This is a genomic window from Nocardioides sp. Root190 (assembly GCF_001428565.1).
Taxonomy (GTDB): Bacteria; Actinomycetota; Actinomycetes; order Propionibacteriales; family Nocardioidaceae; genus Nocardioides.
In genome coordinates this window covers 416,406-431,781 of the sequence record NZ_LMIA01000007.1, presented here as the reverse complement: position 1 = coordinate 431,781, position 15,376 = coordinate 416,406, and the positions used below count along the sequence as shown (strand labels likewise).

Genomic DNA, 15,376 nt, shown 5'->3' with positions numbered 1-15,376 from the left:
CCCATGCGCGTCCCCCAGGTGGGCGAGGAGCTCGGCCGCTACCGCCTCGACCGCGTCCTCGGCCAGGGCGGGATGGGCATCGTCTTCGCCGCGACCGACCAACGCCTGAACCGCACCGTCGCCATCAAGGTGATCACCGGCGTGCTCGCCCAGTCGCCGGAGTTCCGGGCCAGGTTCCAGGCCGAGGCCGCGGCGCTCGCCCTGCTGGACTCACCCCACGTGATCGCGATCCACGACCACGACGAGGTCGACGGGACGCCGTACATCGTCACCCAGTACGTCGACGGAACGGACCTGACTGCCGAGATCGCCGCCCACGGCGCGATGCCCGCACGGCGCGCCCTCGAGGTGTGCGCCCAGGTCACCCGAGGACTCGGCGACGCGCACCGCGTGGGGGTCATCCACCGCGACGTGAAGCCCGGCAACGTCCTGCTGCGCCGCGGCGAGGGAGCCGACATCCACGCCTACCTCTGCGACTTCGGCATCGCCCGGTCCGAGGGCGTCGAGGGCCCGGCGCCGACGGCGGCCGGCATGGTCGCGGGCACGTGGTCCTACTTGTCCCCCGAGCGCACCGCAGGCCTGCCGGCGACGCCGGCCAGCGACCTGTACGCCGTCGGGGTCCTCCTGTGGACCTGCCTGACCGGGCGGGAGCCGTTCCAGGGCACGGACGTCCAGGTGGCGCTCGCCCACCAGCAGGCACCGATCCCGCGGCTCCCCGGCGCGGGGCCGTTCATCGAGGAGCTCAACGCCGTCATCGAGCGGGCCCTCGCCAAGGACCCCGCCGAGAGGTACACCCACGCCTCCGACCTGCGCGCCGACCTCGAGCGACTCGCCGCGCGGGCCCCCGACGCGACGGTCCAGGGCCCGGCCTCCGCACCCGACGCGACGACCGTCGTCCGTGACGCGCCTCCGCCACCGCCTCCCCCGCCCGGCCCTCCTGCTGCGCAGAAGTCCGGCCGTGGCCGGTGGGCGCCCGTGCTGGTCGGCGTCGCCGCGCTCGCACTCGTCGGTGGCGGGATCGCCACCTGGGCGATCGCTCGCGGTGACGACGCCACCGGAGGCGAGGACCGTCGGTCCGAGCCGGCCGTGGCCGGCGACATCGACGGCGACGGCCGCGGCGACGTGCTCCTGCGCCAGTTCCGGCTCGGCGAGACGATCAGCCCGCTGCCGCTCTGGCGGGTGTCCTCCACCGGCAAGCAGTTCGGCTCACCGGTGCCCGGTCCCGGAGAGGACACCTTCCCGATCGTCGGCGACACCGACGGGGACGGCGGTCCCGAGGTCCTGTGGCTCGACGAGGACGACGGTGAGCTGCGCGTGCACGTCGTCCCGACCGACAACAGCAGCCCCGACTCGACGATCGACCTGGTCCTCGACCCGGTGTTCGACATCAAGCGCCACAACATCAAGACCGGCGACGTCGACGGCGACGGGAGCGACGACCTGGTCATGCTCGGCGAGCCCGACGAGGGCGGCAACAGCATCCACGTCGCGCTCGCCGAGGACGGCGGCTTCGCCGAGCCCGAGCAGTGGTTCCGCTCCGACCTCCCCGACGGGCAGATCTGGACCGGGGACTTCGACGGGGACGGCACCGACGAGATCCTCTACTGGACCGAGGGCGACACCTCCGGAGGCACCGCGACCGTGCTCACGGCCCAGGACGGCGAGCTGTCCGCGACCACCAGCCAGGACCTGGTCGACCCGGTGGTGAGCCCGATCCTGGCCAGCTGGTCGATCGGCGACGTCGACGGCGACGGCGCCGACGAGATCGGCATCCTCAGCTCCACCCAGGCGCGCTACTTCGTCTACGAGGTCGAGGGCGACGCCATCGCCGAGCGCACCGTCTGGTGGCAGGTGGCCGAGGCCATCGGCAAGGACGAGGCGCTGGACAACGCCCTCAGCGGAGACGTCCGCAGCGTCGCCCTCAGCGACGTCGACGGGGACGGCGACGCCGACCTCGTCCAGGTCCGTGACGGCGAGGACGACTCGATCGAGCTCATGGTCCACCTCTCCGACGGCACGTCCTTCGCCGAGGGCCAGTCGTGGGGATCGCTCCCCTGCGGGGACGAGTGCACCGACGGCTTCGTGACGGTGTCCTGACCTGCCGGGCCCGGTGGCTCAGCGCAGCGGGTGCCGCACGACCGCCTGCTCGCGCTCCGGACCCACGCCGATGACCGAGATCTTCGCGCCGGAGCGCGCCTCGACGTACTCGACGTAGTCCCGCGCGTTCTTCGGGAGATCCTCGAACGAGCGGCACTCGGTGAGGTCCTCGAACCAGCCGGGGAGGTACTCGTAGATCGGCACCGCGTGGTGGAAGTCGGTCTGGTTGACCGGCATCTCCTCGTGACGCACGCCGTCGACGTCGTACGCGACGCAGACCGGCACCTGCTCGAGTCCAGTGAGGACGTCGAGCTTGGTGAGGACGAAGTCCGTGACGCCGTTGATGCGCGCGGCGTAGCGGGCGATGACGGTGTCGTACCAGCCACAGCGGCGCGGGCGGCCGGTCGTGGTGCCGTACTCCCAGCCGGCCTTGCGCAGGAACTCGCCCTTGTCGTCGTGCAGCTCGGTGGGGAACGGGCCCTCGCCGACGCGCGTGGTGTAGGCCTTCACGATCGCGATGACCTGGTCGATGCGGGTCGGCGGGATGCCGGAGCCGGTGCAGGCGCCGCCGGCGGTGGCGCTGCTGGAGGTGACGAACGGGTAGGTGCCGTGGTCGACGTCGAGCAGCGTGGCCTGGCCGGCCTCGAGCAGCACGACCTCGTCGCGGTCCAGCGCCTCGCCGAGCAGGAGCGCCGTGTCGCAGACGTACGGCGCGAGCCGTTCCGCGTGGCTGCGCAGCTCCTCGACGGTCTGCTCGACCGACGGGCCGCGGCGGTTGTAGATCTTGGTGAGGACCTGGCCCTTGAGCTCGAGCGCGCCCTCGACCTTCTGGGTCAGGATCTTCTCGTCGAAGAGGTCCTGGATCCGGATGCCGATGCGGTTCATCTTGTCGGCGTACGTCGGGCCGATGCCGCGACCGGTTGTCCCGATCCGGCGGCTGCCGAGGAAGCGCTCGTTGACCTTGTCGACCTGCCGGTTGTAGTCGGCGATGACGTGCGCGTTGGCGCTGAGCTTGAGGGAGGAGGTGTCGATGCCGCGCGCCTCGAGACCGTCGATCTCCTGGAACAACACGTCGATGTCGACGACGACGCCGTTGCCGATGACCGGCGTGCAGCCGGGCGTGAGGATGCCGCTCGGCAGGAGGTGCAGGGCGAACTTCTGGTCGCCGATGACGACCGTGTGCCCGGCGTTGTTGCCGCCGTTGAACTTCACGACGTAGTCGACCTGCCTGCCCAGGTGGTCGGTCGCCTTGCCCTTGCCTTCGTCGCCCCACTGGGCGCCGACGATCACGATTGCGGGCATGCTCGCTCCTTCGCTACGACACGGAGTCCCTCCGTCCGAGGGGACGGCTGCTCAACGCACCACTTCTTGGTTGCTGGTGTCCTGACGTGCGAGGAGCCCCGGCAAGGACCGGGGCTCTTGCGGCGTCACGTTACCAAAATGCGACCTTCACGCTAGATTCGGCACAACGAGAACACGTTCTAGTTTCTCGCCCACTCAAGGAGATGCCGTGGCCGCCAGCAGGGAGACGATCCTCGAGATCGTCCAGAAGTACGTCGACCTCGTCGCCACCGGCGCCTCGGCCGATGTGGTCGCGTTGTACGCCGACGGCGCCACCGTCGAGGACCCGGTCGGCTCCGAGGTCCGCACCACCCGCGAGTCCATCGCCGAGTTCTACGGCGCCCTCGACGGCCTCGAGCAGTCCGCGAAGCTGCTCCACGTGCGCGTCGCCGGCAACGAGGCGGCCTTCGCCTTCGAGCTCGTCACCACGGCCGGCGACCAGACCTACACCCTCGCCCCGATCGACGTGATGACCTTCGACGACGAGGGTCGGATCACCAGAATGCGCGCGTTCTGGAGCGGCGAGGACATGTCGGTCGCTGACGCCTGAGCGAAGCGAAGGCGTCAACAGCGACCGAGGTTGAGGAGCGCCCGCGAGCGAGGAACGAGCTCGCGACGGCGCGTCTCGAAACCCGTTCCGGTGGCGAGGCGCGAGCACCCGGAGAGTTCCGGCACCGGCTCACCGGCTCACCGGGTTTCGAGGCTCGGCGCTGGCGCGCCTCACACCTCAACCAACGACGGACAACCTCGCCGCGACCTCCGCGACCACCGCTCGCGCGAGGGTCTCCGGCGTGTCCCCGTCGAGCTCGGGGATCACGCCGTGCACGTCGCCGCTGGCGAGCAGGTCCAGCGCGCCGACCTTCTGCAACGCCGCCATCTCCGCGGCGTGGCTGGTGTCGCCGTGCACGATCACGCTCGCCCCCTCGGGCGGCAGCGGCGAGAGCCAGCCGCGCTCGGTGGCCAGGACGGTCCGGGCGGGCAGCATCGCGAGCGCACCGCCGCCGCAGCCCTGGCCGAGGATCACCGACACGGTCGGCACCGTCATCGTCACGAGGCCGGCGATGCAGCGAGCGATCTCGCCGGCCATCGCGCCCTCCTCGGCAGCCTGTGACAGCTCGGCGCCCGGGGTGTCGACCACGGTGACGAGCGGCAGCCGCAGCTCCTCGGCGAGCTCCATCGCGCGACGCGCCTCACGCAGGGCACCCGGGCCCAGCGGTGTCGCGTCACTCTGGCGGGACCGGTCCTGCCCGACGAGCACGCACGGCTGGCCGTCGAGGCGGGTCAGCGCGACCAGGACGGCGTCGTCGCGCTCGCCCTCGTCGGTGCCCTTGAGGCGCAGGGTGCTGGTCGCGCCGTACCTCAGCAGGTCGCGCACCCCCACCCGCCCCTGGGCCCGGGTGGCCTCGATGTCCTCCCAGACCGGGTGGTCGAGCGTGGTGCCGACGGTGACGGGAGTACGACGCGGCAGGGTCCGCTCCACCGGCGGGTCGACCAGGGCGCCGAGCGCATGGTCGACGAGCGCCGGAAGGTCCTCGGCCGCAACGACGGCATCGATCACCCCCTTGGCGGCGAGGTTCTCGGCGAGCTGCACGCCCTCGGGGAACGGCTCACCGTTGAGGGCCTCGTAGACCTTCGGCCCGAGGAAGCCCACCAGCGCGCCGGGCTCGGCGACGGTCACGTGGCCCAGCGAGCCCCACGACGCGTAGACGCCGCCGGTCGTGGGATGCCGCAGGTGGACGAGGTACGGCAGGCCCGCAGCGCGGTGCTCCATCAGCGCACGGGAGATCTCGACCATCTGCACGAACGCGCGCGTGCCCTCCTGCATGCGGGTCCCGCCGGACGCAGTACTCGCCAGGACGGGGAGCCCTTCGGCACTCGCACGGCGGACGGCGGCCGCGATCCGGTCCGCCGCCGCGATGCCGATCGAGCCGGCCAGGAAGGCGAACTCGTTGACGACGAAGGCGACCGGACGACCGCTGACGGTGCCGCGGCCGGTCAGCACCGACTCGTCGGTTCCGGCCTTCTCCGCAGCCCGCTCGAGCGCCACGCGGTAGTCGTCCGGGTGCCCGCTGATGTCGATCGGAGCATCCCAGGACTCGTAGGAACCGTCGTCGAGGACGAGCTCGATCAGTTCACGTGCGGTCCAGCGTCGCGAGGTCCCCATGCCCGGAAGCCTAGGGTTGCCTCGTGCCCGACGCCCGCCAGATCCTCGCCATCACCAATTCCGATGCTGGTACGGCGGACCAGGAGGCCCTCGACGCGGCGCTCGCCGTGCTGCGCGAGCACGCCGAGGTCGAGGTCCGGGCGACCTCCTCGCCCGAGGAGCTCGACGACGCCCTCGCCGATCTCGGGGATCGCCGGCTCGTCGTCGTCGGCGGGGACGGCAGCATCCACGCGGTCATCGGTGCGCTGCGCCGGACCGGCCACCTCGGCGGAGCGGTCGTGGCCGTCGTGCCGCTCGGGACCGGCAACGACTTCGCCCGCACCCTGGGTCTCCCCCTCGACGCCGCCGAGGCGGCACTGGTCGCCGCGACCGGCGAGCTCCACCCGGCGGACCTGATCGTCGACGAGCGCGGCGAGATCACCGTCAACAGCGTCCACCTCGGTGCGGGTGCCGATGCCGGGGCGAAGGGTGCCCGCTGGAAGTCGCGCCTGGGATCGGTCGGTGTCGGCAAGGTCAACCTCGGCAAGCTGGGCTACCCGATCGGGGCCCTCCAGACCGCGCTCAAGCCGCCCACGCTCCGCCTTCGGGTGGAGGTCGACGGCGAGGTCGTCATCGACATCGACGAGCGCACCCTGATGGTGGCCGTCGGCAACGGCGCCACCGTCGGCGGTGGAACGGCGCTCACCCCGGACGCGGACCCGCACGACGGCCTGGTCGACGTGCTGCTCGCCACCCCCGTCGGGCGGCTCTCCCGGCTGGGCTACGCGATGAGGTTGCCCTTCGGCCGGCACGAGGAGCATGCCGACGTCCGGATCGTGCGCGGCCGCGAGGTCCGGGTCACCGGCAGCCCGTTCGACTGCAACAGCGACGGCGAGATCGACGGGCCCGTGCGCGAGCGGACCTGGCGGATGCTGTCGTCGGCGTACACGATCGTCCGGCCACCCCGTGAGGATGCAGCCCGGGACGAATCGGGACCGGACGGCACCGACAACTAGGGTTCGGTCCGTGGCACGTGGACAGAAGGACCAGCAGCAGGCTCCCAGCGACTGGGTGACCCGGACGGCCGACATCGCGCTCAGGCACGCCGAGTCCGTCAACGGCGGCACCCTGCCCGACGTGGTCACCTGCGCCTCCGGCATCAGCCCGTCCGGCCCGATCCACCTCGGCAACCTGCGCGAGTTCCTCACCGTGCACTTCGTCGTCGAGGAGATCCGGCGCCGCGGCATCGCCGTACGCCACCTGCACAGCTGGGACGACTACGACCGGTTCCGCAAGGTGCCGGCCGGCGTCGACCCGTCCTGGAGCGAGCACATCGGCCGCCCCCTGTCGGCCGTGCCCGACCCGACGGGCGAGTTCCCGAGCTGGGCCGAGCGCTTCAAGGCCCCCCTGCGCGCCGCCCTGGCCGACCTCGGTTGCGAGATGGTCGAGGTCGACCAGACCGAGATGTACGCCGCCGGCACCTACCGCGAGCAGGTGCTGACCGCGATCGCGAAGCGCGGCGAGATCGAGACCGTGATGTCCCGCTTCCGCACCAGGAAGGGTGCCGAGGAGACAGCAGACACCGAGGGTGTCGAGGACTCGGTCGCCGAGGACGAGTCCGGCCACGGCGCCACCGAGGACCTGGCCCGGTTCCCCTACAAGCCCTACTGCCGCGGATGCGGTCGCGACACGGTCACCCTGACGTCGTACGACGACGACACGACCGACCTCGCCTACACCTGCGACACCTGCGGCGAGTCCTTCGTCACCAACGTCGCGACCCAGAACGAGGGCAAGCTCGTCTGGAAGGTCGACTGGCCGATGCGCTGGACCTTCGAGGGAGTGCACTTCGAGCCCGGTGGCGTGGACCACGCGACCCCCGGGTCGTCGTACACCGTGGGCAAGGAGATCGTCGGTCCCGTCTTCGGCGGCTCGGCCCCGAGCTTCGTCGGCTACTCCTTCGTCGGTGTCGCCGGCATGGCGAAGATGTCGTCCTCCAAGGGCGGCGTCCCGACCGCGGCGGAGGCGCTGCGGATCCTCGAGGCGCCGATCCTGCGCTGGCTCTACGTCCGTCGCCAGCCGAAGCAGGCGTTCAACGTCGACTTCGGCGCCGAGGTGCTGCGCTTGTACGACGAGTGGGACGCCCTGACGAAGAAGGCTGCGATCCCGGAGAAGCGCGACGCTGCCGTGCTCGCCTGGGAGCGGGCCTCCGCGACCTCCACCGCAGGATCGCTGCCGACCCCCGCGGTCGTCGTACCGTTCCGGATGCTCTCGTCGGTCGCCGACGTCACCGCCGGCTCCCGCGAGATCACCGCGCGCACCGTCGGTGCGTCCGAGGCCGACCTCGAGCCGCGTCTGGCGAAGGCCGCGACCTGGATCACCGACTACGTCGACCCCGACGACCGCACCACGGTCCGCGGGTCCGCCGACACCGAGCGGCTCGGCTCGCTGACGGAGCAGGAGACCGCCTGGCTGGGCCTGCTGGTCAAGCGCCTCGCCTCCGCCTACGGCGCCGCCGACCCGGTCGACGCCCTGACCACGCTGGTCTACGGCGTGCCGAAGCTCGGCCGCGGGCTCACGCTGGCCGACGCTCCCACCGACGAGGTGAAGGCCGACCAGAAGGCGTTCTTCAAGCTGCTCTACGAGCTCCTGGTCGCCGCCGAGCGCGGGCCGCGCCTGCCGACGCTCTTCGCCGCGCTCGGGCACGACAAGGTGCGCTCCCTGCTCCTGCCGCCGGCCTAGCCCGGACGTCGCATTGAAGGAGCGGCGGGTCTGACGGCGGCCCTGCCGGGTAACAACTCGGGCGAGGGTCTCGAAATCGCGTGATGAACGAGCCCCTGGTCCGTCCGGACTGATGAATGCCTCGGACAGGAGTTGCCATGGGAACGACCCCGCTGCCCCACAAGCACCGCGCGACGGAGCCGGTGCCCAGCACCGACCGTCCCGCCGGGACCCGTGCGCACCGCGCCGGACGGGCGGGTGAGCTGCCGATCGTCGCGATGGTCGGCGTACTGCTGCTCGTCCTGGCCGCATGTCTCGCGGTGGCGCTCTGACATGCAGCTGTGGTTGCCCTCGCTGGCCGCGGCCCTGGGAGCGCTCGTGATCGGCCCCCTGCGCAGGACCGTCCGTCCGGCGCCGACCAGGGGACCAGACGCCCCCGGTCAGCCGGACCGTCAGCCCTGAGCGGTCAGCCCAGCAGCTCCTCGGCTGCGGTCGCGCTCGAGTCCCGGAGGAAGACCGAGCAGCGCTCCCACTCGTCGCTCTCGCCGATGGCGCGGGCCGCGAGGGCGAGCAGGGCGAGCGCCCGCAGGAAGCCGCGGTTGGGCTCGTGCTCCCACGGGACCGGACCGTTGCCCTTCCAGCCGTTGCGGCGCAGCATGTCGAGCGAGCGGTGGTAGCCGACGCGGGCGTAGGCGTAGACGGTCACGTCGTCGGCGCCGGCGTCGCGGGCCTCCTCCGCGAACGTCGCCCAGGCCAGCGGCGAGGCGGGCAGGCGTCGTACGACGTCAGCCGGCGCCTGCCCGGCGGCGAGGAGGGCCGCAGCGGGGTCGACGGGCAGGTGGGTGGGAGGGGGGCCGGCCATCAGGTCGGCGCCAGGGGTGATGCTCATGGAGCCCATTGTGGCCGCCGCCCGAAACCCGCCGGGTACCGCTCTCGACTGCGGCTGCGGGAATGATGTCGGCGAGAGGGTGTTGACTCCTCTCGTGACCCAGAGCGAAACCCCCTCGACCGGCGTGGCACCGGCCCAGGTCAGCAACCCCTGGCCGGCCCTGTGGGCCCTCGTGCTCGGCTTCTTCATGATCATGGTCGACACGACGATCGTGACCGTCGCGACGCCGGCGATCATCGAGGACCTCGATGCCGAGGTGAACAGCGTCGTGTGGGTCACCAGCGCCTACCTGCTGGCCTACGCCGTCCCGGTGATGATCACCGGGCGCCTGGGTGACCGCTTCGGTCCCAAGAACCTCTACCTGGCCGGCCTGGTCGTCTTCACCCTCGCCAGCCTGTGGTGCGGCATGACCTCGACCGTCGAGGGCCTGATCGTGGCCCGGGTCGTCCAGGGTCTCGGCGCGAGCATGATCACGCCGCAGACGATGGCGATCATCACCCGGATCTTCCCGGCCGACCGCCGCGGCCAGGCGATGGCGCTGTGGGGCGCGACGGCCGGTGTCGCAATGCTGGTCGGTCCGCTGCTCGGCGGCGTCCTCGTCGACGCCTTCTCCTGGGAGTGGATCTTCTTCATCAACGTGCCCGTCGGGATCGTCGGGATCGCCCTCGCCGTGCGCAACGTCCCGCGGCTGCCCACCCACCGCCACCGCTTCGACTGGCTCGGCGTCGTGCTCAGCGGGGTCGGCATGTTCCTGCTCGTCTTCGGCATCCAGGAGGGCCACCAGTACGACTGGGGCACCGTCACCGGGTTCATCACGGTGCCGCTGCTCATCGGAGGCGGGGTCGTCGTGCTCACGGCGTTCGTGCTGTGGCAGCACTTCAACCGCCAGGAGCCGCTCGTGCCGTTGCGGCTCTTCCGCGACCGCAACTACTCGCTGGCCAACGTCGCGATCGCCACGATCAGCTTCACGTTCACGGCGCTGGGCTTCCCGCTGATGCTCTACGCCCAGCTCGTCCGGGGCTACTCCCCCACCGAGTCGGCGCTGCTGATGGTGCCGATGGCCGTGCTGTCCATCGTGCTCGCACCGGGCGTCGGCAAGCTGACCGACCGCGTGCACCCGCGCTACCTCACCGGCGTCGGCTTCACCACGGTCGCGGTCTCGTTGTTCTGGCTCTCCGCCGTGACCACCCCGGACTCGGCCGTGTGGGAGCTCGCGCTGCCGATGGCGCTGATGGGCGCCGGGAGCTCGGCGATCTGGGCACCGCTGACCGCCACCGCCACGCGCAACCTGCCGCTGGAGATGGCCGGAGCCGGATCAGGTGTCTACAACGCCAACCGCCAGATCGGTGCCGTGCTCGGCTCGGCCGCGATCGCGCTGCTGATGGACAGTCGCCTGTCGGCCAACGGCCTCACCTTCGATCCCGCTGCCGCGCCGGAGGGTGCTGCGGGTGGCGCCGCATTGCCGGAGCAGGCCCTGGCGCCGTTCAGCTCGGCGATGTCGGAGTCGATCCTGATCGCGCCCGCCGTCGTGCTCCTCGGGCTCGCTGCCGTCCTGTTCTTCACCAAGCCGAAGGCTCCTGTCGCCCGCGCGGCGAACTCCGAGGAGGACCCAGAGGTGGTCGCGGCCGAGCAGTGAGGGCGCTCAGTCGAGGATGAAGCCGAACAGCGGGCTGTCCGGTGCCACCTTCTCGACGCGCAACCGCGACTCCTCCATCCGGGCCATCAGCCCGATCAGGTCGTCGCGGTGCTGCATCTCGATGCCGACCAGGGCCGGTCCGAACTCGCGGTTGTTGCGCTTGGTGTACTCGAAGAGCGTGATGTCGTCGTCCGGGCCGAGCACCTCGTCGAGGAAGCGGCGCAGCGCGCCCGGCTCCTGCGGGAAGTCGATCAGGAAGTAGTGCTTCAGGCCCTCGTGGACCAGCGCCCGCTCCACGATGTCGGCGTAACGCGACACGTCGTTGTTGCCGCCGGAGACGACCGCCACGACGCGGCTTCCGGGCGTGATCGAGGCCGGGAGCGAGTCCAGCCGCAGCGCGGCCGGCGCCAGCGCCCCGGCGGGCTCGGCGATGATGCCGTCGGACTGGTAGAGGTCGAGCATCTCGACGCAGATCAGGCCCTCGGGCACCGCGACCAGCGACAGGTCCACCGACGACCTCGCCCCGGCCACGGCGGCGTAGGTCAGGTCACCCACGCGGCGTACGGACGCACCGTCGACGAACGGGTCGACGTTCTCCAGCTCGACCGGACCGCCTGCGGCGAGCGCGGCGGCGAGGGAGGCGGCACCCGACGGCTCGGCCGCGATCACCGTGACGCCGGGCAGGCGCTCGGCCAGGACCCGGAGGCACCCGGCGATCAGTCCGGCGCCACCGACGGGGAGGACGAGCGCGTCCGGCTGCCAGCCGAGGGCAGCGGACTGGGCGAGGATCTCGGCGGCGACGGTGCCCTGGCCGGCGATGATCCCGGGGTGATCGAAGGCAGGGATGGAGGTCGCCCCGGACGCGGCGGCGAAGTCGGCGGCCGCGACGGCCGCGTCGTCGTACGCCTCCCCGGCGATGACGACCTCGACCTGGTCCCCACCGAGGGCGGCGACGCGGTCGCGCTTCTGGCGGGGCGTGGTGCGCGGCAGGAAGATCGTGGCGTGCACGCCGGCGCGCGCGCACGCGAAGGCGACGCCCTGTGCGTGGTTGCCGGCGCTCGCACAGGTCACCCCGCGCGAGCGCTCCTCGTCGGTGAGGCCGGCCAGCACCGTGTAGGCACCGCGGGCCTTGTACGAACGGACAGGCGTGAGGTCCTCACGCTTGAGCCAGACGTCGAGTCCGGTGAGCGCCGAGAGCCGGTCCGCGCGCTGGAGCGGCGTCGGTGGGATCACCGGCGCCAGCAGCTCCGCGGCGCGATCGACCTCGGCGGCCGCGGGAAGGGCGACCTCGTCCGCCATCGGGTCCTCAGCCGACAGTCGTGCCGGCCGAGCGCAGGTCCTGGCAGGCCACGACGACGCGAGCGGCCATGCCCGCCTCGCCGGCCTTGCCCCAGGCGCGCGGGTCGTAGGACTTCTTGTTGCCGACCTCTCCGTCGACCTTGAGCACGCCGTCGTAGTTCTGCAGCATGTGGCCGGCGACAGGGCGGGTGAAGGCGTACTGCGTGTCGGTGTCGACGTTCATCTTCACGACGCCGAAGTCGACGGCCGCGCCGATCTCCTCGGCACTCGAGCCGGAGCCACCGTGGAAGACGAGGTCGAAGGGCTTGGAACCGGCCGGGAGTCCGAGCTCGGCGACGACTGCCGCCTGGGCATCACGCAGGATCTCGGGGCGCAGCTTGACGTTGCCCGGCTTGTAGACGCCGTGGACGTTGCCGAAGGTGAGCGCGGTCAGGTAGCGGCCCTGCTCGCCGATGCCGAGGGCGCGGATCGTCGCCAGCGCGTCCTCGGGGGTCGTGTAGAGGTGCTCGCCCATGCCGCCCTCGACACCGTCCTCCTCGCCGCCCACGACGCCGACCTCGATCTCGAGGATGATCCGGGCGGCCGCCGCCTTGGCGAGGAGCTCCTCGGCGATGACGAGGTTCTCGTCGAGGGGTACGGCGGAGCCGTCCCACATGTGCGACTGGAACAGCGGCGCCTCGCCCCGGGCGACGCGCTCGGCCGAGATGTCGAGGAGCGGGCGCACGAAGCCGTCCAGCTTGTCCTTCGGACAGTGGTCGGTGTGCAGCGCGATGTTGACCGGGTAGCTCCTGGCGACCTCGGCGGCGTACGCCGCGAAGGCGACCGAGCCGGTGACCATGTTCTTGATCGTCGGCCCGGAGAGGTACTCGGCCCCGCCCGTCGAGATCTGGATGATCCCGTCCGAACCGGCGTCCGCGAAGCCCTGCAGGGCAGCGTTGAGTGTCTGGGAGGAGGAGACGTTGATCGCGGGGAACGCGAAGGCACCGGCCTTCGCGGCGTCGAGCATCTCGGCGTACTTCTCGGGAGTGGCGATGGGCATGCTGGCTGGCTCCTGCGCGGGTGTGCGGTGACGACTTCCTCAACCTACCGTGACAACCGATCTGCGCTCGGCCGCGTATCCCCCGTTGAGTGAGTATCGATCACGACAACCGGAGGCGATCACCATGCAGGACCTCGTCGACAGGCTCCACGCGGAGCTCGCGGGAGCCCCCGGGGCGACCTTCGCGGTCGCCGACACCATGGCTGCCGGGCGTCGCGCCGTACGACGCCGCCGGATCGCCGCGGGCACGGCGGCCCTCGCGATCGCGGTCGCCGTCGGGGGTGCGGCCTGGGCGGTGGCACCGGGTGGCGACGGCTCGTCCCGGGGACAGGCGGCGGTCGATCCGTCGCCCACACCCACGCCCACCGCCACGGCTCCACCGACGGCCGACACCGGGTGGGAGCCGGACGAGGTACTCCGCACGGACGACGCAGGCCGGGTGAGCCTCAACCCCGCCGCCGAGGAGATCGACCGCCACTCGTTCCTCGAGGGCGGCACGGCCTACCACGTCGCGCTGGGCGGCGAGGAGTACTACGCCCTGGCCTCGGTGGACGACAGCATCTCGACGCAGCGCCTCCCCGCCCAGGGAATGAGCCTCGTGGAGTGGGCGAACGCCCAGGCGGTCCTCGGCAGCGGCGACGACGACGGAGCCTTCGGGTCCAACGGGGCGGACGGGTCGGGCTGGGTCACGATCGACGAGTCCTCGCGGCTGGACGCGGTTCCCGGCGCGCGGATCGTCGAGCAGCGCGCCGACCCCGGTCTCGGCGACAGCTTCGCCGCACCCGGTGACCCGACGGCGCTCGCCGAGGTGGTCGTCGACGGGACGACCTACTTCCTCGCCGTCCGATCGATCGACGGGGCAACCGACGCGATCCCGTACCGACGCGACGACGTCGTGACCACGCTGGACGCATTCCTCTCGTACTGCCTGGAGCGGTACGCCACGAACGATGACGGCGGCAGCGAGGGGCTGCGATGAAGCGGGCGGAGCGGGAGGCGGCGTACGTCGAGTTCGCCACCAGCCGACGCGACCAGCTGCGCCGGATCGCCTACGGGATGTGTGGCGACTGGCACCGTGCCGACGACCTGGTGCAGACCGCGCTGGTGAAGCTGTACGTCGCGTGGCCCCGGGTCGCGCACGGCGGGGCGCAGGACGCCTACGTCCGCAAGATCCTGCTCAATGCCGCGATCGATGCGTCCCGTCGCCCGGCGAGCCGGGAGACGCCGACCGACCAGCTGCCCGAGACCCCGGCACCGGCCGACACGAGCACCGAGGACCGCGCCTCGTTGGTCGCGGCCATGCAGCTCCTCCCGGCGCAGCAGCGGGCCACGGTCCTGTTGCGTCACTGGCTGGGCCTGTCGGTCGTCGAGACGGCGGCCGCGCTCGGCATCGCCGAGGGCACGGTCAAGAGCCACACCTCGCGCGGTCTCGCCGCGCTGAGGGAGGTGCTGACCGCTGCCGACGCGTGAGCCGGGCCTACCAGTCCCGGCGGTCAGCCCCGCCAGGCCCCGTCGCTGCCCAGGTCGGCGTGCTGACGCACCCACGCGTGCATCGCGATGGCGGCCGCCGCCGAGGCGTTGATGGAACGCGTCGAGCCGAACTGGGCGATCGAGAAGGTCCCGTCGCACGCCTCGCGGGCGCCGTCGGAGAGGCCGGGGCCCTCCTGGCCGAAGAGGAAGCAGACGCGCTCCGGGATCTCCATCGTCTCCAGGTGCGCCGAACCGGGGAGGTTGTCGATGCCGAGGAGCGGCACGGTGCCGGACGCCTCGAGGTGGGCCCGCAGGTCCTCGATCGTCGGGTGGTGGTGCACGTGCTGGTAGCGGTCGGTGACCATCGCACCGCGCCGGTTCCACCGCCGATTGCCGACGATGTGGACCTCCGCGGCGAGGAAGGCGTTGGCCGAGCGGACGATGGTGCCGATGTTGAAGTCGTGCTGCCAGTTCTCGATCGCGACGTGGAACCCGTGACGTCGCCGGTCGAGGTCCGCGACGATCGCCTCCATGGACCAGTAGCGGTAGCGGTCGACGACATTTCGCCGGTCGCCGTCGCGGAGCAGTGCGGCGTCGTACACCTCGCTCCCGGGTCCCTCGGGCCACGCTCCGGCCCACGGACCGAGCCCGACCTCGGGCTGTCCGTGCGGCATCGGGTCGTACGGCGCCCGGACCTCCTCTTCCACGAACCCGACCCTATCGACCACACCGTTGGGCGAA

At 71.7% G+C, this 15,376-nt stretch carries 14 protein-coding genes; 8 read left to right on the top strand and 6 right to left on the bottom strand.

Annotated features, from left to right (window positions below; all coding sequences use genetic code 11):
* Positions 1-3 precede the first annotated feature (3 nt).
* Positions 4-2,097, top strand: a complete 2,094-nt coding sequence (locus ASE01_RS06300) for a protein kinase domain-containing protein (protein ID WP_056749306.1) — start codon at positions 4-6, stop codon at positions 2,095-2,097.
* 18 nt (positions 2,098-2,115) lie between these two features.
* Here ASE01_RS06300 and ASE01_RS06295 read toward each other — a convergent pair whose 3' ends face one another.
* Complete coding sequence (locus ASE01_RS06295; protein ID WP_056749305.1) at positions 2,116-3,399, bottom strand: adenylosuccinate synthase; 1,284 nt, start codon at positions 3,397-3,399, stop codon at positions 2,116-2,118.
* 208 nt (positions 3,400-3,607) lie between these two features.
* Here ASE01_RS06295 and ASE01_RS06290 point away from each other — a divergent pair, with 208 nt between their 5' ends.
* Positions 3,608-3,988, top strand: a complete 381-nt coding sequence (locus ASE01_RS06290; protein ID WP_056749304.1) for a nuclear transport factor 2 family protein — start codon at positions 3,608-3,610, stop codon at positions 3,986-3,988.
* A 177-nt stretch (positions 3,989-4,165) separates the two neighbouring features.
* Here the strand turns inward: ASE01_RS06290 and ASE01_RS06285 are convergent, their stop codons facing one another.
* Positions 4,166-5,602 carry a carboxyl transferase domain-containing protein gene (locus tag ASE01_RS06285; RefSeq protein ID WP_056749303.1) on the bottom strand — a complete coding sequence of 479 codons (1,437 nt, stop codon included), beginning with the start codon at positions 5,600-5,602 and terminating at the stop codon, positions 4,166-4,168.
* Between the two features lie 23 nt (positions 5,603-5,625).
* Between ASE01_RS06285 and ASE01_RS06280 the strand changes: the two genes are divergently transcribed.
* The 3 genes from ASE01_RS06280 to ASE01_RS24325 all read left to right on the top strand — a co-directional run bounded on the left by ASE01_RS06280 (position 5,626) and on the right by ASE01_RS24325 (position 8,634).
* Positions 5,626-6,597 (top strand): diacylglycerol/lipid kinase family protein, encoded by a 972-nt coding sequence (locus ASE01_RS06280; RefSeq protein ID WP_235535887.1) that lies wholly within the window; start codon positions 5,626-5,628, stop codon positions 6,595-6,597.
* 10 nt (positions 6,598-6,607) lie between these two features.
* On the top strand, positions 6,608-8,323 hold the full coding sequence (gene lysS / locus ASE01_RS06275) for a lysine--tRNA ligase (RefSeq protein ID WP_056749302.1): 1,716 nt from the start codon (positions 6,608-6,610) through the stop codon (positions 8,321-8,323).
* Between the two features lie 137 nt (positions 8,324-8,460).
* Positions 8,461-8,634: a hypothetical protein gene (locus tag ASE01_RS24325; RefSeq protein WP_157537125.1), complete on the top strand. Its 174-nt coding sequence runs from the start codon at positions 8,461-8,463 to the stop codon at positions 8,632-8,634.
* A gap of 134 nt (positions 8,635-8,768) precedes the next feature.
* Here the strand turns inward: ASE01_RS24325 and ASE01_RS06270 are convergent, their stop codons facing one another.
* Positions 8,769-9,191 carry a DUF3151 domain-containing protein gene (locus ASE01_RS06270; protein WP_056749372.1) on the bottom strand — a complete coding sequence of 141 codons (423 nt, stop codon included), beginning with the start codon at positions 9,189-9,191 and terminating at the stop codon, positions 8,769-8,771.
* Between the two features lie 94 nt (positions 9,192-9,285).
* Between ASE01_RS06270 and ASE01_RS06265 the strand changes: the two genes are divergently transcribed.
* Entirely contained in the window at positions 9,286-10,827 is a 1,542-nt protein-coding gene (locus tag ASE01_RS06265; RefSeq protein ID WP_268788660.1) for a DHA2 family efflux MFS transporter permease subunit, read from the top strand.
* Between the two features lie 6 nt (positions 10,828-10,833).
* Here ASE01_RS06265 and ilvA read toward each other — a convergent pair whose 3' ends face one another.
* Both ilvA and fbaA read right to left on the bottom strand, forming a co-directional pair.
* Entirely contained in the window at positions 10,834-12,126 is a 1,293-nt protein-coding gene (gene ilvA / locus ASE01_RS06260; RefSeq protein ID WP_056749301.1) for a threonine ammonia-lyase IlvA, read from the bottom strand.
* 7 nt (positions 12,127-12,133) lie between these two features.
* Positions 12,134-13,165, bottom strand: coding sequence for a class II fructose-bisphosphate aldolase (fbaA, locus tag ASE01_RS06255; RefSeq protein WP_056749300.1), 1,032 nt, complete (start codon positions 13,163-13,165; stop codon positions 12,134-12,136).
* A 124-nt stretch (positions 13,166-13,289) separates the two neighbouring features.
* On the opposite strand from fbaA, the gene ASE01_RS06250 reads away from it, so the two are divergent.
* Together ASE01_RS06250 and ASE01_RS06245 are read left to right on the top strand one after the other, a co-directional pair.
* The gene (locus ASE01_RS06250) at positions 13,290-14,144 is read left to right on the top strand and encodes a hypothetical protein (RefSeq protein WP_056749299.1); all 855 of its coding nucleotides are present in this window, start codon (positions 13,290-13,292) and stop codon (positions 14,142-14,144) included.
* On the top strand, positions 14,141-14,635 hold the full coding sequence (locus tag ASE01_RS06245) for a SigE family RNA polymerase sigma factor (RefSeq protein WP_056749298.1): 495 nt from the start codon (positions 14,141-14,143) through the stop codon (positions 14,633-14,635). The genes ASE01_RS06250 and ASE01_RS06245 overlap by 4 nt, the downstream gene beginning before the upstream one ends.
* 23 nt (positions 14,636-14,658) lie before the next feature.
* Here the strand turns inward: ASE01_RS06245 and ASE01_RS06240 are convergent, their stop codons facing one another.
* On the bottom strand, positions 14,659-15,309 hold the full coding sequence (locus ASE01_RS06240) for a TrmH family RNA methyltransferase (protein WP_056749370.1): 651 nt from the start codon (positions 15,307-15,309) through the stop codon (positions 14,659-14,661).
* Positions 15,310-15,376 lie beyond the last annotated feature (67 nt).